16 protein-coding genes are annotated in these 26,651 nt (G+C 72.4%); 7 read left to right on the plus strand and 9 right to left on the minus strand.

The window, feature by feature from the left end; genetic code table 11:
- Positions 1–81: 81 nt before the first annotated feature.
- The 5 genes from NS331_RS07115 to NS331_RS07135 form a co-directional block, all read right to left on the minus strand.
- Positions 82–1,383: an NCS2 family permease gene (locus NS331_RS07115; protein WP_058641312.1), complete on the minus strand. Its 1,302-nt coding sequence runs from the start codon at positions 1,381–1,383 to the stop codon at positions 82–84.
- A gap of 45 nt (positions 1,384–1,428) precedes the next feature.
- A complete protein-coding gene (locus tag NS331_RS07120) occupies positions 1,429–2,370 on the minus strand; it encodes a LysR family transcriptional regulator (protein WP_058641313.1) in 942 nt (313 codons plus the stop codon).
- Between the two features lie 79 nt (positions 2,371–2,449).
- Positions 2,450–4,912 (minus strand): xanthine dehydrogenase molybdopterin binding subunit, encoded by a 2,463-nt coding sequence (gene xdhB, locus NS331_RS07125; RefSeq protein WP_058641314.1) that lies wholly within the window; start codon positions 4,910–4,912, stop codon positions 2,450–2,452.
- Positions 4,913–4,915: 3 nt separating this feature from the next.
- Positions 4,916–6,490 (minus strand): xanthine dehydrogenase small subunit, encoded by a 1,575-nt coding sequence (xdhA, locus tag NS331_RS07130; RefSeq protein ID WP_058641315.1) that lies wholly within the window; start codon positions 6,488–6,490, stop codon positions 4,916–4,918.
- Between the two features lie 211 nt (positions 6,491–6,701).
- The gene (locus tag NS331_RS07135; protein ID WP_058641316.1) at positions 6,702–7,622 is read right to left on the minus strand and encodes a LysR family transcriptional regulator; all 921 of its coding nucleotides are present in this window, start codon (positions 7,620–7,622) and stop codon (positions 6,702–6,704) included.
- A gap of 140 nt (positions 7,623–7,762) precedes the next feature.
- On the opposite strand from NS331_RS07135, the gene NS331_RS07140 reads away from it, so the two are divergent.
- The 5 genes from NS331_RS07140 to NS331_RS07160 all read left to right on the plus strand — a co-directional run bounded on the left by NS331_RS07140 (position 7,763) and on the right by NS331_RS07160 (position 14,261).
- Positions 7,763–9,916 carry a thiamine pyrophosphate-dependent enzyme gene (locus NS331_RS07140; RefSeq protein ID WP_058641317.1) on the plus strand — a complete coding sequence of 718 codons (2,154 nt, stop codon included), beginning with the start codon at positions 7,763–7,765 and terminating at the stop codon, positions 9,914–9,916.
- An 11-nt stretch (positions 9,917–9,927) separates the two neighbouring features.
- Positions 9,928–11,580 (plus strand): indolepyruvate oxidoreductase subunit beta family protein, encoded by a 1,653-nt coding sequence (locus NS331_RS07145; protein ID WP_242873677.1) that lies wholly within the window; start codon positions 9,928–9,930, stop codon positions 11,578–11,580.
- Between the two features lie 40 nt (positions 11,581–11,620).
- Positions 11,621–12,631 carry a Bug family tripartite tricarboxylate transporter substrate binding protein gene (locus NS331_RS07150; RefSeq protein ID WP_058641319.1) on the plus strand — a complete coding sequence of 337 codons (1,011 nt, stop codon included), beginning with the start codon at positions 11,621–11,623 and terminating at the stop codon, positions 12,629–12,631.
- Between the two features lie 207 nt (positions 12,632–12,838).
- On the plus strand, positions 12,839–13,264 hold the full coding sequence (locus NS331_RS07155; protein ID WP_058641320.1) for an acyl-CoA thioesterase: 426 nt from the start codon (positions 12,839–12,841) through the stop codon (positions 13,262–13,264).
- A 199-nt stretch (positions 13,265–13,463) separates the two neighbouring features.
- Positions 13,464–14,261, plus strand: a complete 798-nt coding sequence (locus tag NS331_RS07160; protein WP_058641321.1) for an EAL domain-containing protein — start codon at positions 13,464–13,466, stop codon at positions 14,259–14,261.
- Between the two features lie 95 nt (positions 14,262–14,356).
- On the opposite strand, the gene NS331_RS07165 is transcribed toward NS331_RS07160, so the two are convergent.
- The gene (locus NS331_RS07165) at positions 14,357–15,697 is read right to left on the minus strand and encodes a glycerate kinase type-2 family protein (RefSeq protein ID WP_058641322.1); all 1,341 of its coding nucleotides are present in this window, start codon (positions 15,695–15,697) and stop codon (positions 14,357–14,359) included.
- 65 nt (positions 15,698–15,762) lie between these two features.
- Here NS331_RS07165 and NS331_RS07170 point away from each other — a divergent pair, with 65 nt between their 5' ends.
- Positions 15,763–17,157 (plus strand): 8-oxoguanine deaminase, encoded by a 1,395-nt coding sequence (locus tag NS331_RS07170; protein WP_058641323.1) that lies wholly within the window; start codon positions 15,763–15,765, stop codon positions 17,155–17,157.
- Positions 17,158–17,277: 120 nt separating this feature from the next.
- On the opposite strand, the gene NS331_RS07175 is transcribed toward NS331_RS07170, so the two are convergent.
- Complete coding sequence (locus NS331_RS07175; protein WP_058641324.1) at positions 17,278–18,483, minus strand: urate hydroxylase PuuD; 1,206 nt, start codon at positions 18,481–18,483, stop codon at positions 17,278–17,280.
- A gap of 302 nt (positions 18,484–18,785) precedes the next feature.
- Positions 18,786–19,220 carry a helix-turn-helix domain-containing protein gene (locus NS331_RS07180; protein WP_058641325.1) on the minus strand — a complete coding sequence of 145 codons (435 nt, stop codon included), beginning with the start codon at positions 19,218–19,220 and terminating at the stop codon, positions 18,786–18,788.
- 72 nt (positions 19,221–19,292) lie between these two features.
- Between NS331_RS07180 and NS331_RS07185 the strand changes: the two genes are divergently transcribed.
- Positions 19,293–20,150, plus strand: a complete 858-nt coding sequence (locus tag NS331_RS07185; RefSeq protein ID WP_058641334.1) for a class I SAM-dependent methyltransferase — start codon at positions 19,293–19,295, stop codon at positions 20,148–20,150.
- Here the strand turns inward: NS331_RS07185 and NS331_RS07190 are convergent, their stop codons facing one another.
- Complete coding sequence (locus NS331_RS07190; protein ID WP_058641326.1) at positions 20,151–26,651, minus strand: Hpt domain-containing protein; 6,501 nt, start codon at positions 26,649–26,651, stop codon at positions 20,151–20,153.

The raw sequence follows: 26,651 nt of genomic DNA on the forward strand, positions 1-26,651 counted from the left end.
GGACATGGGGGTGGGCCTTCGGGGGTCGCTCTTTTTTGAAAAAACGGTGAATGCTAGTCGCCTGGGGCCGGCCCGGATAGGTCAGTGACCCGGCAGGTAGATGTACTTGAACAGGAAGATGCCGCCGATGACCCACACCATCCAGTGCGCCTCGCGGGCCCGGCCGGTGACCAGCTTGAGCACCGCATAGCTGATGAAGCCGAAGGCCAGGCCGTTGGCGATGGAGTAGGTGAAGGGCATGGCCAGCGCGGTGATGGCCGCGGGGATGACCTCGGTGGTCTCGTTCCAGTCGAGTTCGGTCAGGTCCCTCAGCATCAAACATGCCACGAACAGCAGGGCCGGCGCTGTCGCGTATGCCGGCACCACGCCGGCCAGCGGCGCGATGAAGAGGCAGGCCAGGAAGAGCACCGCCACCGTCAGTGCCGTCAGGCCCGTGCGACCGCCGGCCTGCACACCGGCCGCGCTTTCCACATAGGCCGTGGTGCTGGAGGTGCCCAGCAGCGAGCCCGCGAAGATGGCGCCCGAGTCGGCCAGCAGCGCCTTGTTGAGCCGGTCCATCTTGCCCGGCACCAGCAGGCCCGCGCGCTTGGCCACGCCCATCAGCGTGCCGGTGGCATCGAACAGCTCGACCAGGAAGAACACCAGGATCACGTTCAGGATGCCGCCGGCCAGCGCACCCTTGATGTCCAGCTGCAGCAGCGTGGGCGCGATGGAAGGGGGCGCCGACACCACGCCATTGAATTGATTGCCGGCGAAGAAGAAGCTCGCCAGCGTCACGGCCACGATGCCGATCAGGATGGCGCCCGGCACCCTGAGCCGGTCCAGCATCACGATCAGAAAGAAGCCCAGCACCGCAAGCACGGCGGCCGGCTGGTGCAGGTCGCCCAGCGTGACGTAGGTGGCCGGCGAGGCGGCGACGATGCCCGCGCTCTTGAGCGCGATCAGCGCCAGGAAGAGGCCGATGCCCACCGTGATGGCATAGCGCAGCGACAGCGGAATGCCGCGGATGATCAGTTCGCGCACGCGGAACAGCGTGACCAGCAGGAACAGGCAGCCCGAGACGAACACCGCCCCCAGCGCCGCCTGCCAGGTGAAGCCCATGTGCTGCACCACGCCATAGGCGAAGTAGGCGTTCAGGCCCATGCCCGGCGCCAGCGCGATGGGATAGTTGGCATACAGCCCCATGATGGCCGAGCCCAGCGCGGCGATGACGCAGGTGGCGACGAAGACGGCCTCCTTCGGCATGCCCGCGTCGCCCAGGATCGACGGGTTGACGAAGATGATGTAGGCCATCGTGAGGAAGGTGGTCAGGCCTGCCAGCAGCTCGGTGCGCACGGTCGTGCCGTGCTCCTGCAGCTTGAACAGCCGCTCGATCGCGTTCATGGGTGTTGTCTCCGGTGTTGTTGTGAATGAGGGAAGCGAAACGGATCAGAGCACCCCGGGCTGGCGCAGCGAGGCGGCCGTGCTCTTGACCTGCTCGCGCAGCCACTGCGCCGCACTCGACGAATGCGTGCGCTCGTGCCACAGCTGGTAATAGAGCAGCCGCGGCAGCGTGGCCGGGCAGTCGAGGATGCGCACCGGCAGCTGCTGCGCGAAGCGCTCGCAGAACTGGCGGCCGGTGGTCAGCACCAGCAGGCTGCTCGCCACCATCTGCGGGATCAGGCTGAAATGCGCGCAGCGCGCCGTGATGTTGCGCTGCCGGCCGATGGCGTCGAGCAGCTGCTCGATGATGCCGCGCGCCCCCGGGTGCGTGGGCGTGGGCGCGATGTGCTCGGCCTCCAGCCAGGTGTCCAGGTCCCAGCCGCGGCGCACGGCCGGATGCTCCTGGCTCACCATCGACACCACCTCATCGCCGAACAGGCGCGACATGTGCAGGTCTTCCGGCGGCTTGAGCCAGTTGCCGATCACCAGGTCCAGCGTGCCCTGCGCCAGGTGGGCGTGGTAGTCGGAGTCGGACGAGAGCGGATGGATCTCGATGCGCGTGAGCGGCGCCAGGCGCTTGATCTGCGTCACCAGCAGCGGCAGGAAGACCGGGTCGAGGTAGTCGTTGGCGGCGATGCGGAAGGTGGTGGCCGCCGTCTGCGGGTCGAAGCCGCGCACGTCCGAGAACAGCATTTCGGCAGCCCGCAGGATGCTCGCCGCCGGCTCGATCATGCGCAGGCCCGCCTCGGTCGGCACCATGCCCGAGCCCGAGCGCACCAGCAGCGGGTCGCCCGACAGCTCGCGCAAGCGCTTGAGCGCCGCCGACACGGCCGGCTGGTACATGCCCAGCCGCAACGCCGCGCGCGACACGCTGCGGTCGGTGAGCACGGTGTAGAGCACCCGGATGAGGTGCAGATCGATCTTGTCGAAGAGGGCCTGGTCTCGCATGGGGCCTCACTCTGCCAGAGACAGGCGGCGCCCGGCCCCCGGGGTGGGGGCCTGCGGCGGCCGGCGCTCCGGCGAAGGATCAGGCGGCGGCAGGCGCGGCCTGGACCGCGGTCAGCGCACGCAGGATGGCCTCGCTGGTGGCCGGCGCGCGCAGCGGCGGATCGGCCCGATGCCCGCCCGCGGCCGACACCGCATCGCGGATGGCGAAGAAGACCGAGAAGGGCAGCAGCAGCGGCGGCTCGCCGACGGCCTTGCTGCGGTGGATGGAATCCTCGGCGTTGGGGCCGTCGAACAGCCGCACGTTGAACACCGGCGGGCAGTCGTTGGCGGTGGGAATCTTGTAGGTGCTGGGGGCGTGCGTCAGCAGCTTGCCGTTGCCCGGATGCCAGACCAGCTCTTCCGTCGTCAGCCAGCCCATGCCCTGGATGAAGGCGCCTTCCACCTGGCCGATGTCAACGGCCGGGTTGAGCGAGCGGCCGGCGTCGTGCAGCACGTCGGCGCGCAGCAGCTTCCATTCGCCCGTCAGCGTGTCCACCACCACCTCGCTCACGGCGGCGCCGTAAGCGAAGTAGTAGAAGGGATGGCCCTGCATGGTCTGCGAGTTCCAGTGCAGGCCGGGCGTGCTGTAGAAGCCGTCGGACCACAGCTGCACGCGGTCGGTGTAGGCCTCGGCCACCAGCGTGGCGAAGCTCAGTTCGCGGCCGGCCACCTGCACCTTGCCGTTGGCGAAGCGCACCGCGTCGGCCGTGCCGCCATGTCGACGTGCCGCGAAGTCGGCCAGCCGCTGGCGGATCTGGCGCGCCGCATCCTGCGCGGCCTTGCCGTTGAGGTCGGCGCCGGTGGAGGCCGCCGTGGCCGAGGTGTTGGCCACCTTGGTGGTGTCGGTGGCCGTGGCGCGCACGCGCTCGAACTCCACGCCCAGCTCGTGCGCCACCACCTGGGCCACCTTGGTGTTCAGGCCCTGGCCCATCTCGGTGCCGCCGTGGTTCACCAGGATGGAGCCGTCGGTGTAGACGTGGACGAGCGCGCCGGCCTGGTTGAAGTGCGGCACGTTGAAGCTGATGCCGAACTTGATCGGCGTGAGCGCCAGGCCGCGCTTGAGCACCGGGCTCTTCGCATTGAAGGCCGTGATCGCGTCTCGGCGGGCGCGGTAGTCGCAGGACGACTCCAGCTGGCCCACCAGCTCGTGGATCACGTTGTCGCGGATGACCTGGCCGTAGGGCGTGACGTTGCGCTCGGTCTTGCCGTAGAAATTGGCGCGGCGCACGTCCAGCGCATCGCGGTCCAGCTGCCGGGCAATGGAGTCGAGCACGTATTCGACGGCGATGGCGCCCTGCGGCCCGCCGAAGCCGCGGAAGGCCGTGTTGCTCTGCGTATTGGTGCGGCCCGAGAAGCCGTGCATGCTCACCTCGGGCAGCCAGTAGGCATTGTCGAAGTGGCACAGGGCGCGGGTCATCACCGGGCCCGACAGGTCGGCCGAATGGCCGGCGCGCGAGACCATGCTGATCTCGGCACCGAGGATGCGGCCTTCGTCGTCGAAGCCCACCTCGTACTCGTACCAGAAGCAGTGCCGGCGGCCGGTGATCAGGAAGTCGTCGTCGCGGTCCGGGCGCAGCTTGACCGGGCGGCGCAGCTTGTTGGCGGCCACGGCGGCGATGCAGGCGAACAGGCCCGACTGCGATTCCTTGCCGCCGAAGCCACCGCCCATGCGCCGGCATTCGATGTGGACCTCGTTGGAATGCAGGTGCAGCGCATGCGCCACCAGGTGCTGCATTTCGGTTGGATGCTGGGTCGAGCAGTAGACCTGCATCGTCCCGCCTTCCTTGGGGATGGCGTAGCTGATCTGACCTTCCAGGTAGAACTGCTCCTGGCCGCCGACATCCAGCTCGCCCTTGAGGCGGTGCGGCGCGGCCTCGATGGCGGCGCGCACCGCGACACCCTTGTCGCTGCGGGCCAGGTGCATGGGCGGCACCACGTACTGGCCGCGGGCATGGGCCTGCTGGGGCGTCAGCACCGGCTCGGCCGGCACCACGCGGGCGGCCTCCTTGGCGCGGGCGGCGGCGCGGCGGGCCTCGGTGCGGGTGCGGGCGATGACGGCGAAGAGCGGCTGGCCCAGGAAGCGGATCTCGCCCCCCGTGGCGCCATCGTCCTGCGGGCCGACGGGGCACAGCAGCGGATCGTCGTGCACGATGGAGCCGCAGTCGTTGGCGCCGGGAATGTCGTCGGCCACGATCACGTCGACCACGCCGGGCATGGCACGGATGGCGTCCAGGTCCAGCGCTTCCAGGCGGCCGGCCGCCACCGGCGACAGGCCCAGCGCGCAGTGCAGCGTGCCGGCCAGCTCGGGCAGGTCGTCGGTGTAGGTGGCCTCACCCGCCACGTGCAGGTGGGCGGATTCGTGCGGACGGCTGATGCCCACGCGCGCACCCTGGGCCAGGGCCTCGGCCTCGGCACCGGTGTCGATGCGGGCGGCCGTGTTGGCGGCGTAGTCGGCGAAGGCCTCGGCGGACTGCAGCAGGGCGGGATCGATCGGCTTGTTCATCGTTCAGGCTCCGAAGGCGGGGGCATGGGGCATCACCGTCCAGACGCTGGTCTCCTGCGCCGCCAGCGGCTCGTGGGCGCGCGTCTCGAGCCAGAAACGCTGCAGCAGGTTCTGCGCCACCTGCAGCCGGTAGTCGGCCGAGGCCCGCAGGTCGGTCAGCGGCTTGAAGTCCCGGGCCAGCGCGGCCTTGGCGGCCTCCACGGCCTGCTGGGTCCAGGGCTGGCCGACGAGGGCGGCCTCGGCCTGGGCGGCACGGCGCACGGTGGCCGCCATGCCGCCGTAGGCCAGGCGGATGCTGCGCACGACGTCGCCGTCCAGCTCCAGCGCGAAGCCGGCGCACAGGGCCGAGATGTCGCAGTCGAAGCGCTTGCTGATCTTGTAGCCGCGCAGCTGGCGCTCGAAGGCCGGCAGCGGCAGCACGATGGCCTGCACGAATTCGCCGCTCTCCAGCTGGTTCTTCATGTAGTCGACGTAGAAGTCGGGCAGGGGCATGCGGCGCACGCGGGAGCCCTTGCGCAGCTCGACTTCGGCGTCCAGCGCCATCAGGATGGGCGGCGAATCGCCGATGGGCGAGCCGTTGGCCACGTTGCCGCCGAGCGTGCCGGCATGGCGGATCGGCGGCGAGGCAAAGCGCAACCACACGTCCTGCAACGAGGGCGCGCGCTGCACGATGGCGGCCCAGGCGTCCTCCAGCGAGGCGGCGGCGCCGATCCAGAGCGCGTCGGCGCCGGCATCGATGCATCGGAGTTCGGGCACGTTGCCGATGTAGAGGATGTCGCCCAGGTCGCGGAACTGCTTGTTGACCCACAGGCCGATGTCGGTGGAGCCGGCCAGCAGCCGGGCCTGCGGCTTGGCGGCGCGCAGCGCGGCGAAATCATCCAGGCTCACCGGCGCGTGGAAATGGTCGGTGCGCTGGCCCAGCGGCGCGGCATAGTCGAAGGTGGTGTCGCTGCGCAGGCCCTGCAGCGCCTGCACCACCGGCGCGGTGTCGAGCCGCACGGGCGGCAGGTCGAACATCTTCTGGCCGGCGTCGAGGATGGGCCGGTAGCCGGTGCAGCGGCACAGGTTGCCCGACAGTTCGTCGGCCAGCTGCTGCCGCGTCGGCCGGCTGCCGCGCTCGCCGTGCTGCTCGTAGCTGGCCCACATCGACATCACGAAGCCGGGGGTGCAGAAGCCGCACTGCGAGCCGTGGCAGTCCACCATGGCCTGCTGCACCGGATGCAGCTGCTGCACCGGGTGCTTGGAATGCCGCTCGCCGTCGCGCACGCAGGCCGTCTGCGCCTTGAGGTCCTCGACGGTGAACAGCGCCTTGCCGTGCAGCGTGGGCAGGAACTGGATGCAGGCATTGACCGTCTGCAGCTTCAGCCCGCCGACGGCGCCGGCTTCGCCCTCTGCCGCCAGCTCGCCGATGACCACGGTGCAGGCGCCGCAGTCGCCTTCGTTGCAGCCTTCCTTGGTGCCGGTGCAGCACGCGTCCTCGCGCAGCCAGTCGAGCACGGAGCGGGTCGGATGCACGCCGTCGACCGCCACCACGCGGCCGCGGTGGAAGAACTGGATGGGTTGGGTGGAAGTGCTCATGGAATCTCGTGGGGGCGGCGGAAAACCGCGTGCGGCGCGGCGATGGGCGAAGTTAGTCGGAGTCGAGCTTACGCGGATACGGCCTGGGCCATAGCGGCCATCCAGCAATCGTTATGCCCCGCGTGGCAGGCGCCGTGCGCGCACCGTCCTTGTCACGTGGGCGACCCAGGGTGGTGCCGCGATCCCTGCGGCGGTGCAGCAAGCCCGTGGCTCAGTTTGGGCTGCCATCGCCGAACAACCCGACGATCTCGCCGCGCAGCCAGCGGTTGGGCGCATCGTCCTCGAAGCGGCGGCTCCAGTGCAGGGCGACGCCGAAGTCGCGCAGCGGAAAGTCGGGCTCCACGATGGCGAAGCCGGCGCCTTCGCCGAAGCTGCGGGCGATGTTGCGCGGCATGACCACCGCCAGGTCGGTGTCGCGCACGATGGCGGGCAGCACCATGAAATGCTCGGTCACCAGCCGCACGCGCGCCTCCAGCTGCATCAGCTGCAGGATGCGCAGCGTGTCGGCATGCGAGCGCACGGCCACGAAGTCCAGCGTCTGCAGCGCCGCCAGCAGCGCCTTGCCGCGCAGGCGGCGACGCGCAAAAGGATGGCCGTCACGCACCAGCACGATGTAGCGGTCGTTCAGCAGGTGCTGCCGGCGCGTGTCCTTCACCTTGGGCAGGAAGCCGAAGGCCAGGTCGATGCGGCCTTCGTCCAGCGCTGCGGCGATGTCCTGCGGGCGCAGGGGCAGCGTCTCCAGCCGCACGCCGGGGGCCAGCGCGCGCAGGTGCTGCATCAGCGGCGGCAGGAAGCGGCCCTCGCCGATGTCGCTCATGTGGATGCGGAAGGTCTTGTGCGAGCGGGCCGGGTCGAAGCGCTCGGGCTCGGCCACGGCGTCGTCGAGCGTGGCGAGCGCGGCCCGCACGGCCGGCGCCAGGCGCTCGGCCCGCGGCGTGGGCGCCACGCCGCCGGCCACCCGGGTGAAAAGCGCGTCCCCCAGCGCCAGCCGCAGGCGGGTCAGGCCATGGCTCACGGCCGGCTGGGTCAGGCCCAGGGCCTCGGCGGCGCGGCTCACGTTGCAGGTGCGGTGCACGGCGTCGAACACGCGCAGCAGGTTCAGGTCCAGCTTTTCCATATGCATGCCGTTCATATCACTTAGCGGCTTCATTGCATTGAGGACATGCCCCAGGCGCCGGACACTCCGCGCTTTCGCATGAGCGGCCCCCCGGCCGCGGTGGCCGCCGCCCCTGGACGCGTGGCCACGCCCCCCCACGACGGAGAGACAAGAACATGGAAGTTTCCTTCAGCAAGGAAGTGCAGGCGCTGCGCCTGGGCGCGGGCCAGACCTTCCACGGCGAGGGCATCCTGGCCATCACCAAGGGCCTGCTGCAGGCTGGGGTGGCCTACGTGGGCGGCTACCAGGGCGCGCCGGTGTCGCACCTGCTGGACGTGATGGTGCAGGGCCGCGACTACATGCAGGAACTGGGTGTGCACGTGGAGGCCTGCTCGAACGAGGCCTCGGCCGCGGCCATGCTCGGCGCCTCCATCCACTATCCGCTGCGCGGTGCCGTGACCTGGAAGTCCATCGTCGGCACCAACGTGGCGGCCGATGCGCTGTCCAACCTGTCCTCGCCGGGCGTGACCGGCGGCGTGCTGATCGTGGTGGGCGAGGACTACGGCGAAGGTGCCAGCGTGATCCAAGAGCGCACCCATGCCTATGCGCTCAAGTCCAGCCTGTGCCTGCTGGACCCGCGGCCGCACCTGCCGACGATGGTGCGCATGGTGGAGGAAGGCTTCAACCTCTCCGAAGCCTCCAGCATGCCCTGCATGATGGAGCTGCGCATCCGCGCCTGCCACGTGCGCGGCAGCTTCGACTGCAAGGACAACCGCGCGCCGGCCGTCAGCACCCGCAGCCTGATGGAGGAGCCGGCCCGCTTCGACTACGAGCGCCTGGCCCATCCGCCCGTCACCTTCGGCCACGAGAAGCGCAAGAGCGCCGAGCGCATTCCGGCCGCGCAGCGCTACATCGCCGAGCACGGCCTCAACGAACTGATGTCCGGAAGGCACGACGACCTGGGCATCGTGGTGCAGGGCGGCCTGTACAACGCCCTCATCCGCGCGCTGCAGCAGCATGGCCTGGCCGATGCCTTCGGCCAGAGCGAGATCCCGATCCTGGTGCTCAACGTCACCTACCCGCTGGTGCCGGACCAGATCGTGCAGTTCGCCGCCGGCAAGCGCGCCCTGCTGGTGGTGGAGGAAGGCCAGCCCGAGTACATCGAGCAGGACATCGCCACCCTGCTGCGCCGACGCGACCTGCAGACGCCGCTGCACGGCAAGGACCTGCTGCAGATGGCCGGCGAGTACACCACCGAGGTGCTCACGCGCGGCCTGGCCGCCTTCGCTGCCCGCTACCTGCCCGAAGGCGCCGGCCAGGCCGGCAATGACTGGCTGGCCGCCAACGACGCGCGCCGCCGCGCCGTGGCCGAGCTGCTGGGCAAGCCGCTGCCGGGCCGGCCGCCGGGCTTCTGCATCGGCTGCCCGGAGCGACCGGTCTTCTCCGCCCTCAAGCTCGCGCAGCAGGAGGTGGGCCAGGTGCACATCGCGGCCGACATCGGCTGCCATGCCTTCGGCACCTTCGAGCCATTCAGCGGCGGCCACTCGATCCTGGGCTACGGCATGAGCCTGGCCAGCCGCGCGGGCGTCTCGCCCATGATGCAGCGGCGGGTGCTGTCGATCATGGGCGACGGCGGCTTCTGGCACAACGGCCTGCTCACGGGCGTGCAGAGCGCCCTGTTCAACGGCGACGACGCGGTGCTGCTGATCTTCAAGAACGGCTACACCAGCGCCACCGGCACGCAGGACATCATCTCCACGCCCGACGAGGACACCAAGGCCCGCGCCGAGGACAAGCAGCAGAGCCTGGCGCACAAGAACCACACCATCGAGGACACGCTGCGCGGCCTGGGCGTGAAGTGGATGCGCACCGTCCACACCTACGAGGTGGCGACCATGCGGGCCACGCTGACGGAGGCCTTCACCACCTCCTTCGAAGGCCTGAAGGTCATCATTGCCGAAGGCGAATGCCAGCTGGAACGCCAGCGCCGCATCAAGCCCTGGATCGCGCAGCTGCTCAAGAAGGGCGAGCGCGTGGTGCGCGTCAAGTACGGCGTGGACGAGGACGTGTGCAACGGCGACCACGCCTGCATCCGCCTGTCGGGCTGCCCCACGCTCACGCTCAAGGACAACCCCGATCCGCTCAAGGTGGACCCGGTGGCCACCGTCATCGACGGCTGCGTGGGCTGCGGCCTGTGCGGTGCCAACGCCCACGCGGCCACGCTGTGCCCCAGCTTCTACCGGGCCGAAGTGGTGCAGAACCCGCGCTGGCACGAGCGGCTGCTGCACGCCCTGCAGTCGGCCATGGTGCGCGCGCTGCGTCCTGCCTGAACACACCGTCCATGCCGACGCCCTCTTCCACCACCGCGCCCGCGATGACCCAAGCCAACACCCAACGCCCCCTCACCCTGCTGCTGTGCGCCCTCGGCGGCGAAGGCGGCGGCGTGCTCACCGAATGGCTGATCGAGGCCGCCCGCCATGCCGGCTACGCGGCGCAGAGCACGTCGGTGCCCGGCGTGGCCCAGCGCACCGGCGCCACCACCTACTACGTCGAAGTCTTCCCCGTGCCGCTGGCGCAGCTGCAGGGCCGCCAGCCGGTTTTCAGCCTGGTGCCGGCCCCGGGCGCGCTGGACGCGATCGTGTCTTCCGAGCTGCTGGAGACCACGCGCCAGATCGCGGGCGGCATGGCCGACCCCGCGCGCACCCAGGTCATCACCTCCTCCAGCCGCAGCCTGACGACGTCCGAGCGCATGGTGCTGGGCGACGGCCGGGCCGACCCGGCGCAGCTGCTCGAGGTGGTGCGCCGCTTCAGCCGCGGGCACCAGGTGCTGGACATGGCGGCCATGGCGCGCGAATGCGGCACCGTCATCAGCAGCATCATGTTCGGCGCCATCGCCGGCAGTGGCGTGCTGCCCTGGTCGCGCGCGGCCTTCGAAGCCGCGATCCACGACCCGGCCACGGGCAAGAAGCCCGGCGCCACGGCGGCGGCCAGCCTGCGCGGCTTTGCCCGGGCCTACGAAGCCGTCAATGCGCCGCGCCAGCAGGCGGCCTTCGTCGACGCACTGCTGAAGGACCCGGCGGTGGAAGCCAGCCAAGTGCCGACGCTGCCCGCCGACCTGGCCGGCCGCTTTCCGCCCGCCGTGCACGAGATGCTGGCGCTGGGCCATGCCCGCACCTTGGAGTACCAGGACGCGGCCTATGCCCGCCGCTACGCGGACCGCCTGGCGCGCGTGCTGGAGGCCGAGCGCGTGTCCGACCCCGCCGGCACGCAGGGCTGGGCCGCCACCCGCGAGATGGCCCGCTGGGTGGCGCTGTGGATGGCCTTCGACGACATCGTGCGCGTGGCCGCGCTCAAGGCCCGCGCCAGCCGGGCCGAACGGGTGCGCACCGAGGTCAAGGCCGGCGAGGCCGACCTGCTGCGCGTCTACGACCACTTCAAGCCCGGCGTGCCCGAGTTCGCCGCCCTGCTGCCGCCCGCCCTCGCTCGCCGGCTGCAGGACTGGGACCGCGCCCGCCAGCGCCGCGGCCAGTCGCCGTGGGCAATGCCGCTGAAGGTGGGTAGCCATTCGGTCGTCGGCATGGCGTCGCTGCGCCTGCTGACCAGCCTGCGCCGGCTGCGGCCCATCGGCAGCCGCTTCGCCGAGGAGCAGCGGCTGATCGAGCACTGGCTGGCCGCCGTCGAGGCCGGCCTGCGCGAGGACTGGGCGCTGGGCCATGAACTCGCGCTGTGCGGCCGGCTGATCAAGGGCTACGGCAGCACCAACGAGCGCGGCAAGGCCAATCTGCTGCACATCGTCGACCACCTGGCACGCAGCCCGGGCCGCACACCGGCCGAACGGGCGCAGGCCATCGCCAAGGCGCGCGAGGCCGCATTGGCCGACGAGGCCGGCAGCGCCCTCGACGCCACGCTGCGCGCCCACGGCGCGCCGCCGCGGCCGGTGGCCGAGCAGCCCATCCGCTGGATGCGCAGGCCGCCCCGCTCCCAGGGCGCCTGACCCACTGAGATTCCACAAGAAACCAAGAAGGAGACACGCGATGACCATCCACCTTTCCCAGCCTGCCCGCCAGCGCCGCCGCTTCGCCCTCGCCCTGGCCGGCGCCGCCTGCGCCGGCAGCGCCCTGCTCGCCCCCCTGACCGCCCAGGCCCAGGCCTGGCCCACCAAGCCCATCCGCGTGGTCGTCAACTTCCCGCCCGGCGGCGCGGCCGACCAGCTGGCCCGGGTCGTGGGCCAGCCGCTCTCGGAGGCGCTGGGCCAGCCGGTGGTGGTGGAGAACCGCGGCGGCGCCAACGGCAACATCGGCGGCGAGGTGGTGGCCCGCGCGCCGGCCGACGGCTACACGCTGCTGATGAGCTCGGGCGGCATGGTGTCCGTGAATCCGCACCTGTACGAGAAGATGCCCTTCGACCCCGCGAAGGACCTGGTGCCGGTGGCCGCCGCCGCGCGGGTGCTGGTGTACCTGGTGATCCGGCCCGAGCTGCCGCCGAAGAACATCCAGGAATTCATCGCCTACCTGAAGGCACGGCCGGGCAAGCTGTCGTATGGCTCGCCCGGCGTGGGCAGCTCGCCCCACCTGGCGGGCGAGATGTTCAAGTCGCAGACCGGCACCTTCGCCACCCACGTGCCCTACCGCGGCGCGGCTCCGGCGCTGCAGGACCTGCTGGCCGGCCAGATCGACTACTACTTCGACCCCGGCATCGCGCTGCAGCAGGTCAAGGCCGGCAAGCTGCGCCTGCTGGCCGTGGGCAGCCCGCAGCGCTCGCCGCTCTTCCCCGACGTGCCGACGCTGGCCGAGGCCGGCCTGAAGGGTTTCGACGCCGACACCGTGTTCGGCTTCTACGCCCCGGCCGGCACGCCGGCGCCGGTGATCGCGCGGCTCAACACCGAGATCAACAAGGCGCTCGCGCTGCCGATGGTCAAGGACCGCATCCAGCAGCTCGGCGGCGAGGCCGCGCCCGGCACGCCGGCCGCCTTCCACGACCGCGCCATGGCGGACTCGACGCGCTTCGGCGCCATCATCAAGGAGCGGGGCATCAAGGCCGATTAAGGTCGACGGCGCCGCACCCGCCCGAGCCCCTCTCCCCTCGCGGGAGAGGGGTTGGGGAGAGGGGGCTGCGCCGATCGCCAGCGCCGGCGCAGGTTTGCATGCTGCGGCCCCCTCTCCCCGGCCCTCTCCCGCGAGGGGAGAGGGAGCACGTGCGGGCCGCCTGTCAGGCAAGCTGGCGTGACCACCGTCCCGTTAATCTGCTGCTCCATGCCCAAGACCATCACCTACACCGCCCGCGTCGAATTCGGCGACTGCGACCCCGCCGGCATCGTCTGGTTTCCCAACTTCTTCGGCTGGATCGATGCCGCCTCGCGCCACTTCTTCGCCGGCTGCGGCGTGCCACGCTGGGAGGAGACGACGCGCACGCTGGGCGTGATCGGCACGCCACTGGTGGACACCAAGGCCCGCTTCGTCAGCACCGCCAGCTATGGCGACACGCTCCAGTTCGCGGTGCAGGTCCGCGAATGGCGCGAGAAGAGCTTCGTGCAGGCCTACCGCGTGACCCGCGACGACGCGGCGGGCGAGACGCTGATCCTGGAATGCGAGGAAGTGCGCATCTTCGGCGGCAAGCACCCCGACGGCCGGCTGCGGGCGCTGCCGGTGCCGCCGGAGATCCGCGCGCTGTGCGAATGAGGCCGGCGGCCCGGCGCACCCCCGCCAGTGCCTCTCACCCCGGCGGCACGAATGCCTACACGATTCGGCCCGAAACAATGTCAACATTCTGTTACGCGTGATGGCCGCAAAAAGGGGGGAAGGCAGAGATGCTCGCCCTGAACTGCCGGAGCCTCCCCGCGCCGACCCACCTTCCTGTCCGGCACTGCCCACCACTGCCATGATCCAGACCATCGCCCTGCACCCGGCGACGGGCGCCGCGCCCGGCAGCGGGGGCACACGCTGCCAGGGTTGCCGCGAAGGCGCCACCCCCTTGTTTCCCTTCAGCTTCGCCTACCAGCCCATCGTGGACCTTGCCACGCGCAGCATCTGGGCCCACGAGGCACTGGTGCGCGGCCCGCAGGGCGAAGGCGCGCTGACCGTGCTCGAGCAGGTGACGGCGGACAACCGCTACCGCTTCGACCAGGACTGCCGCGTCACGGCGATCAGCACGGCCTCGCGCCTTGGCATGGACACGCGCCTGTCCATCAACTTCCTGCCCCAGGCGGTCTACCGGCCCGAGATCTGCATCCGCACCACGCTGGAGGCGGCCGGCAAGTACAACATTCCGCTCGACCGCATCGTGTTCGAGGTGACCGAGGGCGAGCGGGTGACCGACGGCCCCTGGCTCGCGGCCATCCTGACCGAATACCAGCGCTGCGGTTTCCTCACCGCCATCGACGACTTCGGCGCCGGCTTCGCCGGCCTGACGCTGCTGGCGGATTTCCAGCCCGACATCGTCAAGCTCGACATGTCGCTGGTGCGCAATGTGGACAGCAGCCGGCCGCGCCAGGCCATCGCCCGCGGCATCCTGCGCATGTGCGAGGAACTGGCCATCACCGTCATCGCCGAAGGCATCGAGACGGCCGGCGAGCGCGACTTCTTCACCCACGAGGGCGTGAACCTGATGCAGGGCTACCTGTTCGCGCGGCCCCGCTTCGAGGGCGTGTCACGGGCGCAGGACATCTTCGGCAACTGAAGCGCCGATCCGCCGCGCGCCTGGACTGGCGCAGCGGCAGAAGCCCGGCGGCGCATCGGCACGCCGCGCAGCAGGCTCACCCCGGCCTCGCCGCCTCAGTCGGGCATGACCAGAATGGCGCGGAAGTCGTTGACGTTGGTGTGCGTCGGGCCCGTCACCAGCAGGTCGCCCAGCGCATCGAAGTAGCCGTAGGCGTCGTTGCGGTCCAGGTGCTCGGCCAGCTTGAGGCCCGCTGCCTGCGCACGCACCAGGGTGTCGGGGATGACGAAGGCGCCGGCGTTGTCCTCCACCCCGTCGATGCCGTCGGTATCGGCCGCCAGCGCCCACACGCCCGGCTGGCCCATCAGCGCGCCGGCCAGGCCCATGCAGAACTCGCCCGCGCGCCCGCCGCGCCCCTTCGGCACGCCGGGCGCGCGCGCACGCACCGTCACCGTGGTCTCGCCGCCGGACAGGATCACGCAGGGCCGCGCGAAGGGCGTGCCGTGCAGCGCCACCGCGCGCGCCAGCGCCGCATGCACCTTGCCCACCTCGCGCGATTCACCCTCCATCTCGTCGCTGAGCACGTGGGCATCGAGGCCCGCCGCACGCGCCGCCGCGGCGGCGGCCTCGAGGGACTGGCGCGGCGTGGCGATCAGGTGCACCGCATGGCCGGCGAAGGCGGCATCGCCGGGCTTGGGCGTCTCCAGGCAGCCCTCCTCCAGGCCGGCCTGCACCGCCGGGGGCACCGCGATGCCGTAGCGCCGCAGGATGGCCAGCGCGTCCGCGCAGGTGCTCGCATCGGGCACCGTCGGGCCGCTGGCGATGACGGCCGGATCGTCGCCCGGCACGTCGCTGATGGTGAGCGTCACCACCCGCGCCGGCGCGCAGGCCGCCGCCAGCCGGCCGCCCTTGATGCGCGACAGGTGCTTGCGCACGCAGTTCATCTCGCCGATGTGCGCGCCCGATTCGAGCAGCTGGCGGTTGATGCGCTGCTTGTCCTCCAGCGTCAGGCCGTCGGCCGGCAGCGTGAGCAGGGCCGAGCCGCCGCCGGAGACGAGGCACAGCACCAGGTCGTCGGCCGTGAGGCCCTGCGTCAGCGCCAGCATGCGCTCGGCCGCCCGCAGGCCGGCCGCGTCGGGCACGGGATGGGCGGCCTCCACCAGCTCGATGCGCGACGGCAGGCCCGCGGGCCGCGGCGGGATGTGGCCGTAGCGCGTGACCACCAGGCCGGACAGCGGCGCGTCCTGCGGCCACAGGGCCTCCAGCGCCTGCGCCATCGAACCGCCGGCCTTGCCCGCGCCCAGCACCAGCGTGCGGCCGCGCGGCGGTGCCGGCAGGTACTCGGCCATGCGCGCCAGCGGCAGCGCCTGCTGCACCGCCACGCGGTACAGGTGTTCGAGAAAGGCGCGCGGCTGCCGGCGCGGATCGGGCGTGGACGCGGTGTCGGATGCGATCATGTTCGTTGTCTCCATGGGCCACGGGCTGTCGCCGGGGCCGTCGATTGCGCAAGAGGAATGTACCGATGAAAACCCTGCTGATCCGCAACGCGGCCTGCGTCGCGACCTTCGACGATGCGCGCACCGAGCTGCGCGACGCCTCGGTGCTGGTGCGCGGCCACCGCATCGAGGCCATCGGCCCCGCGGCCGGGCTGCCGCAGCAGGCCGACACGGTGATCGACGCGCGCGGCCACCTGGTGATGCCGGGCCTGGTCAACACCCACCACCATATGTACCAGTCGCTGACGCGCGCCATACCGGCGACGCAGGACGCGGAACTCTTCGGCTGGCTGCGCGGGCTCTACCCGATCTGGGCCGGGCTCACGCCCGAGATGGTCCAGGTCTCCACGCAGGTCGCCATGGCCGAGCTGCTGATGTCGGGCTGCACCACCAGCAGCGACCATCTCTACATCTACCCCAACGGCGTGCGGCTGGAGGACAGCATCGAGGCCGCGCAGGCCATCGGCATGCGCTTCGTCGCCTCGCGCGGCGCCATGAGCCTGGGCCAGTCCAAGGGCGGCCTGCCGCCCGACCGCGTGGTCGAGGACGAAGAGGCCATCCTGCGCGACACCGAGCGCCTCATCATCACCTGGCACGACCATAGCCACGGCGCCATGGTCAACATCGCGGTCGCGCCCTGCTCGCCCTTCTCCGTCAGCCGCGAGCTGATGCGCGATGCCGCCGCCCTGGCCCGCCGGCACGGCGTGCGCCTGCACACCCACCTGGCCGAGAACGACCACGACATCGCCTTCACGCGCGAGAAGTTCAACTGCACGCCGGCCGAATACGCGCAGGAACTGGGCTGGCTGGGCGACGACGTCTGGCATGCCCACTGCGTGAAGCTGGACGAGGCCGGCATCGGCCTGTTCGCGCGCAGCCGCACCGGCGTGGCCCACTGCCCCTGCAGCAACATGCGCCTGGCCTCGGGCCTGGCGCCCGTGCGCCGCATGCTCGACGCCGGCGTGCCGGTGGGCCTGGGCGTGGACGGCAGCGCCAGCAACGACGGCGCGCACATGGTCGGCGAGGCGCGGCAGGCGCTGCTGCTGGCGCGGGTGCGCCGCTCGCTCGATGCCTTCGGCTGCGACCACGGCCCGGCCGAGATGACGGCGCGCGACGCGCTGGCCATGGCCACCCGCGGCGGCGCCCAGGTGCTCGGCCGCGCCGACATCGGCCACCTGGCGCCCGGCATGTGCGCCGACCTGGCGCTGTTCGACCTGCGCACCCTGGGCTTCGCCGGCGGCGCGGTGCACGACCCCGTCGCCAGCCTGCTGCTGTGCGCCAGCCCGCAGGCGGCGTACACGGTGGTCAATGGGCGGGTGGTGGTGCGGGAAGGCCAGCTGGCGACGGTGGAATTGCAGCCGCTGGTGGAGCAGCACAACAAGCTCGCGATCCAGTTGGCGGAAGCAGCCCGCACCACGTAGTCGGCAGGCCGCGGAGCAGGCCATGCGGGTGACATCCGCGGAACCGGCTTCGCCGGGCCGCCGGATGTGCCCCCTGCAAGGGGGTGGGCGAAGCGACACGAAGTGCGCGAAGCCTGGGGGTCAGTTCGTTCTTGCCCCAGACTGGAACCAGCGCCCGATCAGGTTCCGCTCCGCATCGGTGATGCCGGTGGCGTTGTTCATCGGCATGATCTTCGTCACCACCACCTGCTGGTAGACGGCCTGCGCATGCGCGGCCACCTGATCGGGCGAGTCGAGGCGCACGTTCTTCATCTGCACCGCGGCGCCGTGGCACATGTAGCAGCGCTGCTCCAGCACCTTCTGCACCTCGGCATAGGGCACCGGCGCGGCCTGCGCGGCGGCCGGCTGCGGCGCCACCGGCGCGGGCTTCATCCACACGATGGTCAGGCCCAGCACGGCGATGCCGAGCATGGCGTAGGGCAGCGGGTTCTTGGCGTTGCCCAGCTTCCAGCGATGGCGCACCACGAAGAACTGGCGGATGGCGGCGCCGCCCAGCATGATCAGCAGCAGCACGATCCAGTTCTGCGGATGCGTGTAGGTGAAGCTGTAGTGGTTGGACAGCATCGCGAACAGCACCGGCAGCGTGAAGTAGGTGTTGTGCACGCTGCGCTGCTTGCCGCGCTGGCCGTGGATCGGGTCGACCGGCTTGCCCTCGCGCAGGGCGGCCACGCTCTTGCGCTGGCCGGGGATGATCCAGAAGAACACGTTGGCGCTCATCGTGGTGGCCATCATGGCGCCCACCAGCAGGAAGGCCGCGCGGCCCGCGAACCACTGGCAGGCCAGCCAGGCCGCGAAGGCGATGAACACGGCGATGAGCACGCCGACGATGGTGTCGCCGTTCTTGCGCCGGCCGAAGATCTGGCAGATGCCGTCGTACACCATCCAGAAGACGACGAAGAAGGCCAGGGCCACGGCGATGGCAGCGCCGGGCTGCCAGTCCATCTTGCTCTTGTCGATGAGGTAGGTGCTGGCGTTCCACAGGTACGAGACTGTGAAGAGCGCGAAGCCGCTCAGCCAGGTGGAGTAGCTTTCCCAGAAGGACCAGTGCAGGTGCTCCGGGATCTTCTTCGGCGCCACCGCGTACTTCTGCATGTTGTAGAAGCCGCCGCCGTGCACGGCCCATTGCTCGCCGCCCACGCCCTTGTCCAGCGATTCGGCGTCCTTGGGCTTCTCGAGGCTGTTGTCCAGCATCACGAAGTAGAAGGAGGCGCCGATCCAGGCGATCGCGGTGATGACGTGGAGCCAGCGCAGCAGCAGGTTGGCCCAGTCGAGGTAGTAGCTTTCCATCGCTCAACCCTGAGGTGATGAGAGTTCTGTCCTGCTCACCACCGCGGGCGCTGTAAGCAGAAGGTGCCGCGAACGCTTGGCATCGGGGGGCCGATGCGCCTCATCGCTCCGCTGCGGCGGTTTTGTTGTGGACGGGAGTGTATACAGTTTGCGGAGCCAGGCGTGGGGGCGCCGCCGGACTGCAAGGGTTATCACTGACATGCCACGGTCGGGTGCAATAAGCATGCCCTGCAGCCCTTGGCCTGCCTGGGCCCGGGCCGGCGCTTTCCGGCGGGCTTCGCGGTCGCCGTGAGGGCCGGCGCTCAAGCCGACGCCCCGGGTGGCGCCCGGCGCCGGACCCCCAGGCGGCCCGACTCCGCGGCGGCCAGCAGGCGCTGGAAGGTCGCGCACTCCAGGTGGCTGGGCGCCGGGCAGCGGGCCGCATGCCGCAGGCCATCGCGCAGGGCGCGCAGGTGCCGGATGCGGGCCTCCAGCAGATCGGCCTGGGCGGCGAGCCGGGCGCGGTCGATGCACGGCGCGCCCTCCTGCCCCAGCATGGCGCGGATGTCGTCGAGCGAGAAACCGGCCACCCGCCCGAGCGCGATGAGCGCCAGCCGCTGCAGCACGCCAGCGCCGTACACGCGCCGCAGGCCGCGCCGGCCGAGCGGCGCGATCAGGCCCTTTTCCTCGTAGAAGCGCAGCGTCGACGCCGGCAGTCCGGCGCGGCGCCCGACCTCGGCGATGTCCATCTCGCCCATGGGCTTGACCTCAAGTGCAGTTGAAGCGGCACATTGTGGTTCGTCTTTTCTCCCTTGCACGAGGACCGCACCATGACACCTTCACCACCCTCCGCGGCCGACGACCAAGCCGCCCTCTGGAACGGCGCCGGTGGCCGGGCCTGGGTCGAGGCCCAGCCGATCCTCGACCAGTTGTTCGCGCCGGTGGCCGAGCGGCTGATCGACGCCGCCGCCATCGCCCCGGGCCACGCCGTGCTCGACGTCGGCTGCGGGACGGGCGCGACCACCCTGCTGGCGGCCGAGGCCGCGGGGCCGGACGGCTCCTGCCTGGGCGTCGATCTCTCCGCGCCCATGGTGGCCCATGCCCGCCAGCGCGCGGCTGCGGCCGGCAGCCCGGCCCGCTTCGTCTGCGCCGACGCGCAGGCCCACGGCTTCGCGCCCGGCGCCCACGCGCATCTGCTGTCGCGCTTCGGGCTGATGTTCTTCGCCGACCCGGTGGCCGCCTTCGCCAACCTGCACCGCGCCATGGCGGCGGGCGGCACGCTCACGGCGGTGGTCTGGCGCTCGGCCACCGAAAACCCCTTCATGACCACCGCAGAGCGCGCCGCCCTGTCGGCCCAGCCTGCGCTGTCCGGCCTGCTGTCGCGGCGGCCGGATGGGCCGGGGCAGTTCGCCTTCGCCGACGCGCGCCGCGTCGACCGCATCCTGCAGGCCGGCGGCTGGACCGGCGTATCGCTGGAGGCCATCGACCTGCCTCTGCAGATGCCCATGGCCGCCTTGCCGACCTATGTGGCGCGCCTGGGACCGCTGGGCCGCGTCCTGCCGGACTTGGCGGCCGGCGCGCGGCCGGCGCTGCTGGCGGCCGTGCAGGCCGCCTTTGCGCCCTTCGTGGTGGGCGAGCGGGTCGCGTTCGACGCGGCCTGCTGGCTGCTGCGTGCGCGGCGCGGCTGATCAGGACGGGGGCGGCGCGTCCCCCTGCTCTGCGGCCACGGGGGCCGCATAGCGGCGCACCAGCGCCAGCAGTTCGTCCTCGCCGTAGGGCTTGCCCAGGTAGTGGTCCACACCCAGGTGCTGCGCATGCTCGCGGTGCTTGCCGGCGATGCGCGAGGTGATCATCACCACCGGCAGGCCGGCCAGCTGTGCGTCCGCGCGGATGTTGCGCACCAGGTCGAAGCCGTCCATGCGCGGCATCTCGATGTCCGACAGCACCAGCGCCGGGCGCTCGCGCTGCAGCAGTTCCAGCGCCTGCAGGCCGTCGGCGGCCAGCGCCACGCGCCAGCCTTCGCGCTGCAGCAGGCGCTGGGTGACGCGGCGCACGGTGATGGAATCGTCCACCACCAGCACCAGCGGCACCTGGGCCGCGGACGGCGGCGCGCCCTCGCCCGGCGCCGACGCGGCCACCGGCCCCGGCGCAGCGGCCAGCCGCTGGCGGCGGCGCGCCTGGCCGCCGTGCAGCGTGCCGAGCACCACCGGGTTGTGGATCATCACCACCGCGCCCGAAGCCAGCACCGTCATGCCCACCAGCCCCGGCACGCGCGACAGCTGCGGGCCGAGGTTCTTGACCACGACTTCCTGGCTGCCCAGCACCTCGTCCACATGCAGCAGCACGCGCTGGGCGGCGCTGCGCACCACCACCACGGTGTTGGCGCGGCCGGGCAACTGGTCGCTGCGGTCCGAGGCCTGCAGCAGCGCGCCGGCCCAGTAGAAGGGCAGCGTCTCGCCGCCATAGCCGCCTTCGCCGCGGCCGTAGGCCTGGGCCAGTTCGGCGGCGCCGGTGCGCTGCACCAGTTCCACCAGGCTGGCCGGCACGCCGAACACGCGGTCGCCGGCACGCAGCATCAGCACCTGCGTGACGGCGGTGGTCAGCGGCAGCACCAGCCGGAATTCGGTGCCGCGGCCGGGCGTGCTGCGCGTCTCGATGCGCCCGCCCAGGGCGGTGACCTCGGCGCGCACCACGTCCATGCCGATGCCGCGGCCGGCCAACTCGGACACCTGTTCGGCGGTGGAGAAGCCGGGGCGGAACACCAGGTCGGCCAGGGCCGTTTCATCGAGCGCTGCGCCGGGCTCGACCAGGCCCTGCGCCTCGGCCCGCGCGCGGATGCGGTCCACGCGCAGGCCGCCGCCGTCGTCGCTGAAGCGGATGGCGACGTCGTTGCCCTCCTGGCGCATCTCCACCTGCAGCTGGCCGGTGGCGGGCTTGCCGGCGCGCTCGCGCTCGTCGGCCGGCTCGATGCCGTGCACCACGGCATTGCGCAGCAGGTGCTCGAAGGCGGGCGCCACGCGGTCGAGCACGCCGCGGTCCATCTCGACCTGGCCGCCGAGCAGGTCCAGGTTGACCGGCTTGCCGGTTTCCTTGGAGGCCTGGCGCACCACGCGGTAGAGGCGCTCGGCCAGGTTGTCGAAGGCCACCATGCGGGTGCGCAGCAGGGAGCGCTGCAGCTCGCGCGTCTGGCGGGCCTGGGTCTGCAGCCCGTCCTCGGCCACCTGCACGGTGCGCTGCAGGGTGCGGTGCACGGCGGCCACGTCGTCCACCGACTCGGCCATCATGCGCGCCAGTTCCTGCACGCGGGTGAAGCGGTCGAATTCCAGCGGGTCGAAGCCCTCGCCCTCGCGCGACTGCATCTGGCGCGACTGCATCTGGCTTTCGGCCTGCACCTCGATGTCGCGCAGCTGCTGGCGCAGGCGCTGCAGGTTGCCGGTGAGTTCGCCCATGGCGCCGCGCAGCTGCTCGACGGAGGCCTCGATGCGGCCCCGGGTGATGATGACCTCGCCGGCCTCGGCCATCAGGCGGTCGAGCAGCTGGGCGCGGATGCGCACGGCGGGCCCGCCGGTGGCGGATGCGGGCGCGGCGGCCGGGGCGATGGCGGCGGCCAGCGCGGCGTCACGGGCCATGTCGGCGCCGGCGACGTGCGCGCTGCCGGCTGCCGGCGCGGCGGTGTCGCCCGGCGGGCCGGCGGTCGCTGCGCCGTCGGTGGCCGGATCGGTGGCGGCCGTACGCGAGTCCGCGTCGGCACCGGTCTCGCCGGTGTGCAGTTGCAGCGCCGGGGCGCTGTGCTCGGCCGCCACGGTGTCGGCCGCCAGTTGCTGGCGGCGCGCCTCGTCGGCGGTGTCGGCGGCGCGCAGGCGGTCGAAGTCGGCCTGCAGGGCATCGAGCCGGGCCAGGGCCTGCGCCAGCCCGGCGCGCGCGGCCTCGCCGCCGGCCAGCGGCTCGAGGGCCGATTCCATCTGGTGGGCGCGCTGGCCCAGGCGCATGGCACCGGCCAGCCGGGCGCTGCCCTTGAGAGTGTGCAGTGCGCGCAGCGCGGCGTCGCGCGCCGGGGCGTCGTCCGGCCGGTCGGCCCAGGCGCGCAGGGCGGCACTGAGCGCGGGCAGCAGGTCGGCGGCCTCTTCCTCGAAGATGGGGAACAGCTCGTGGTCGACGGCGTCCTGCACGGCGCCGAGTTCGTCCTCGGGCTCCAGGGCCACGTCCGGGCCGGCCGGCTCGGCCGCGGCAGCGGGGGCAGGCGATGCCGCCAGCAGGGCCCGCAGCCGCTCGACCAGGCCGGGCGCAGGCGGCTTCACAAAGCCGGCCGCGAACTGGTGCAGCAGGCGGCGGATGTCGTCGGCGGCTTCCAGCAGCACGGCGGCCTGCGGATCGCCGGCGCGCTGGCTGCCCTGCAGGTGCTCCAGCGCATGCTCCAGGCTGCGGGCCAGCTCGGACAGCGGCATGAAGCCGACGGTGGCGGAGCTGCCGGCCAGCGAATGGGCGGCGGCGACGGCCTCGTCGGGCAACCGGTCGGCCGGCGCCTGGGCCCAGCGGCCGAGCAGCGCGGCAAGCTGGCCGGACCAGTCCTCGGCCTCCGCGAGATAGACGTTGTAGAGGGCCGCGGGAATGCGCAGGCCGCCGACGAGGCGCACGTCCTCGCTGCGCGCGGGTGGCGCGTCGGGCGCGGCGGGATCCAGGGCCTCGCCGACGGTGCCAGGCCCGGCCGTGGCACTTGCCGTGGCACGGCCGTCACCCGCGTCACCCGCGTCGGGCGCCTCGGCCGTCCGCGAGGCATCGCCGGCCAGGGCGGCCTGCATGGCTTCGGCACTGGACGCGGTGGGCACGCTGGGCACGCTGGACACGCTGGACACACCGGGCGACACAGAGGCCGGCGGCGGATCGTCGCGGTGCAGCTGCTGGGTCACGGCGTAGCCGGCGGTGTCCGTGAACTCGGCGGTGTCGGTGAAAGGCAGGCCGTCGGCAAAGGGTGCGGCGTCGGGGAAGGCGGCCGTGTGCAGGAACGGTGTGGGCCCAGGGCCGATCGCGACGGCAGGCACAGGCTCGAGCGCCGGCAGGGGCGTGAGCCCGGCTGGACCGGCCGCGTCGGCATCGGTGTGGGCGGCTTCGGCTTCGGCTTCGGCAGCCAAGGGGGGCTCGACGGCGGGTGGCACCGCACTGGCCTGCGGAACCGGCGCCTGCGCCGGCAGGACTTGGGCTGGCGGCGGCGCCGGTTCCGGCGGCTGCATGGACAACTCGAAATCGACGGCCGTGAGCGCTGCGGGCGGCAGGTCCTCCTCGTTCGACGCCTCGTCCCGGGACATCGGCGCCAGCGTCGGCGGCGCTTCCGCTTCCGCTTCCGCGCTCGCCGGCTCGCGGCGCAGGGGCGCGGGCAGGGTCGGCGCTTCGTCATCGGCGAGTTCGGCCTCCATCCGGGTGTGGCCGAAGCTCGACGCGTCCAGCGGGCGCGGCGCGGGCCGGGCCGGGGCCGGCGGATCGGGCAGCAGGAAGTCCAGCTCGGCCGGGCCGGTCGGCCCGCCCAGGTCCAGGCCGCCGAGCAGCGTGGGCGGTGCCGGCTCGGCCGGCAGCGGCTCCAGCGGGGCCGGCTGGGTGACGGCGTCGAAGTCGGGCTCGAAGACGGGCAGCGGCGCCGCGGCGGGCGCGGCGGCCGGTGGGTGCGCCGGCAGCCCGATCAGCGCCTGCATGGGCGCGAGCCAGGGCGCCGGCGGCGCCGGCGGCGTATCCGCCGCGATGGCCTCGACCCAGCCGCCGAAGCCGGCCAGGGCGCCGTCGACCGCGTCCAGCAGCGGCGCGTCGGCCCGGCGCTGCTCGGCCAGCCAGGTGTTGAGCACCTGCTCGCAGGCCCAGGCGGCCTCGCCGAAGTCGGCCAGCGCCACCATGCGGGCGCTGCCCTTGAGGGTGTGGAAGGCGCGCCGCAGCACGGTGAGCCCGTCGCCGCCGGCGGGGCCCCGGCGCAGGCCGTCCAGGGCGCCACGGCCGGCGGCCAGCACCTCGCGCGCCTCGTCCAGGAAGATGTCGCGCAGGTCGTCCTCGCCCAGTTCCTCGACGGCCAGGCCGGGCGTGGGGATCGGCGTCGGCGTGGCGGCAGCGGGTGCGGCGGCGGGCGGCTGCGCATTCCAGCGCTCGGCAGCGCGGCTGAATTCCTCGAGCGCCGGCGCAACCGGTGCCTCCGCCGAGGTGCCGCCCGGCGCCGCAGCGGTGGCCGGCGGCGTCGCGGCGGCAGCCGGGGGCATCGCGGCAGCGGGCGTCGGGCCGACGGGCGTCGGGGACTCGGCGGCAGGGCCCGCACCGGCCGGCGCGCCCAGCTCCGCCAGGCGCTGGGCGATCTGCGCGTCCACCACCTGCGTGCTGTCCACCGGCAGTTCGGCGGCGTGCGGCACCGCCGGGCCGGGCGGCGCCGCCTGCCGGCCCATGATCGGGTTGAGCCGGCCGCTCGCCTCGTCGAAGACGAACAGCCGCCGTGCCAGCGCCGCCTGGTAGGCCAGCATGTCGATCAGGAAGCCCAGGGCGCCCAGGTTGTGGCCCAGCAGTTCGGCGACGGGCCCGTCGGCGGACACGACGCCCTTGCCGGCGCCTTCGAGCAGCAGGCCTTCCACGTCCTCGCGCATGCGCAGCACCGCGCGCGCGGCCTGGTCCACGCCCAGCACCGACAACACGCCGCGCATCTGCGTCAGCTGGCCGGGCACGGCGCGCAGCACGCTGCCGTCGCCGGGCCGGCGGAAGAACTGGTCGAGCGCCTTTTCCAGCTCGGCCAGGTGCACGCGCAGTTCGTCCACCACGGTGCCCAGGCTCTGGCGGTCGCTCACACGGTGGTAGAGCGCCTCCATCCACGGCGCCAGCGGCTCGGGCGTGCGGCCCTCGCGGGCGCTTTCGATGCGGGTGGCCAGTTGCACGATGCGGCCGGCGACCTCGCGGTCCTGCGGATCGAGGTCGTCGAAGGCCGCCTCCACGTGCAGCAGGGCGGTCGCGACTTCGAGCGCCAGCTCGGTGCTGGGCGGCTCGGCGCGCTGGATGACCTCGGCCAGCGCCTGGTCGAAGGCCTGCACCAGCGGCGCGGCGGCCGGGTACAGCGCCATGAGCGATTCGCCCAGCTGCGCGAAGCTGTCGGAGGCCGGCCGCAGGTGGTTGAGGTCGCCTTCGGACAGGGTGGACCAGCAGGCCTTGGCGGCCTCCACGCGGCGGCGCGCCTGGGCGAGCAGCGCGGGGTCGAAGCGGCCGTAGCGGCGCTGCTCGTAGTCCACCGGCTCGGTGCGGCCCAGGCCCCAGGCGCGGCGCACGGTGGTCAGCAGCGGCTGCGGTTGCGGCTGCGGTGCCGGGCCGGCCTGGCGCGCCTGGGCGCAGAAGAAGAGCAGGTCCTGCCCCAGCCGGTCGGCCACCGGCGCCGGGCCGCGGGCGAGCGCGGCGTACTGCAGCATCACGCGCGAGGCGGTGCGGCGCACGTAGGCATCGGCGTCGAGCACACCGGCCGCCACCGATTCGAAGAAGGCCCCGGCCAGCAGCCAGAAGCCGGCGGCGGGCGTGCCGGGCGGCGCGCCGGCCATCAGGCGCAGGCACAGCGCGGCCAGACGGCGCGCGGCCTCGGGGCTGCCGCTCTTGACCACCTGCAGCAACTCGCGGTCGAGCCCGGTGCGCACCTGCGCATCCAGGCCCAGGATGGGCACGTTCTCCGGCCGCGGCAGCACCGGCCAGGCCCAGGACGTTGTCCACAGGTCGGCCGGATGGATGCGCTCGGCCCCCGCCAGCGCCAGCATGTCGCGGTAGGCGGGAAAGAGCCCCAGCGCCGGCGCCGGCCGCCCGGCCAGCCTCCGGGCCAGGTAATCGGCCAGGGCGAAGCTGGCGCGCTCGACGCCGACCACGCCCTCCTCGCCGAAGGCGGCGCGCTCGCGGCGCATGCGCTGCACGGCGGCCTCCATGGCGCCGGCCAGCCGGGCGGCAGCGCCCTGCCCCACCATCTGCAGCGCACCGGCGGCCTGGTGCAGGTGCTGCGCGGCGGCCTGCAGCTCGCTGTCGTCCGTCGGCCGGCCCTGCTGGCCGTACTGGCTGATCTGGGTGGACTGCAGCTGGTGGTAGAGCGCCTTGACGGCCTCTTCGAGCGACTTGCGCAGCTCGGCATGCACCCAGGCCAGCGGGCCCAGGTCGGTGGTGGCGGGCTCGGCGGCCGGCGGCGCACTGGCGGGATGGACGTTCAT

The organism is Pseudacidovorax intermedius, from assembly GCF_001476815.1.
GTDB classification, from domain to species: Bacteria; Pseudomonadota; Gammaproteobacteria; order Burkholderiales; family Burkholderiaceae_C; genus Xenophilus; species Xenophilus intermedius_A.

What these genes read in the sequence shown, in the direction of transcription:
- NS331_RS07145 (WP_242873677.1), top strand. Translation starts at nt 9,928, where the DNA reads ATGCCGACGCCCTCTTCCACCACCGCGCCCGCGATGACCCAAGCCAAC.
- NS331_RS07160 (WP_058641321.1), top strand. Translation starts at nt 13,464, where the DNA reads ATGATCCAGACCATCGCCCTGCACCCGGCGACGGGCGCCGCGCCCGGC.
- NS331_RS07120 (WP_058641313.1), bottom strand. Translation starts at nt 2,370, where the DNA reads ATGCGAGACCAGGCCCTCTTCGACAAGATCGATCTGCACCTCATCCGG.
- NS331_RS07175 (WP_058641324.1), bottom strand. Translation starts at nt 18,483, where the DNA reads ATGGAAAGCTACTACCTCGACTGGGCCAACCTGCTGCTGCGCTGGCTC.
- xdhA (WP_058641315.1), bottom strand. Translation starts at nt 6,490, where the DNA reads ATGAGCACTTCCACCCAACCCATCCAGTTCTTCCACCGCGGCCGCGTG.
- NS331_RS07155 (WP_058641320.1), top strand. Translation starts at nt 12,839, where the DNA reads ATGCCCAAGACCATCACCTACACCGCCCGCGTCGAATTCGGCGACTGC.
- NS331_RS07190 (WP_058641326.1), bottom strand. Translation starts at nt 26,651, where the DNA reads ATGAACGTCCATCCCGCCAGTGCGCCGCCGGCCGCCGAGCCCGCCACC.
- NS331_RS07185 (WP_058641334.1), top strand. Translation starts at nt 19,293, where the DNA reads ATGACACCTTCACCACCCTCCGCGGCCGACGACCAAGCCGCCCTCTGG.
- NS331_RS07150 (WP_058641319.1), top strand. Translation starts at nt 11,621, where the DNA reads ATGACCATCCACCTTTCCCAGCCTGCCCGCCAGCGCCGCCGCTTCGCC.
- NS331_RS07115 (WP_058641312.1), bottom strand. Translation starts at nt 1,383, where the DNA reads ATGAACGCGATCGAGCGGCTGTTCAAGCTGCAGGAGCACGGCACGACC.
- NS331_RS07170 (WP_058641323.1), top strand. Translation starts at nt 15,763, where the DNA reads ATGAAAACCCTGCTGATCCGCAACGCGGCCTGCGTCGCGACCTTCGAC.
- NS331_RS07165 (WP_058641322.1), bottom strand. Translation starts at nt 15,697, where the DNA reads ATGATCGCATCCGACACCGCGTCCACGCCCGATCCGCGCCGGCAGCCG.
- NS331_RS07140 (WP_058641317.1), top strand. Translation starts at nt 7,763, where the DNA reads ATGGAAGTTTCCTTCAGCAAGGAAGTGCAGGCGCTGCGCCTGGGCGCG.
- NS331_RS07180 (WP_058641325.1), bottom strand. Translation starts at nt 19,220, where the DNA reads ATGGGCGAGATGGACATCGCCGAGGTCGGGCGCCGCGCCGGACTGCCG.
- NS331_RS07135 (WP_058641316.1), bottom strand. Translation starts at nt 7,622, where the DNA reads ATGAACGGCATGCATATGGAAAAGCTGGACCTGAACCTGCTGCGCGTG.
- xdhB (WP_058641314.1), bottom strand. Translation starts at nt 4,912, where the DNA reads ATGAACAAGCCGATCGATCCCGCCCTGCTGCAGTCCGCCGAGGCCTTC.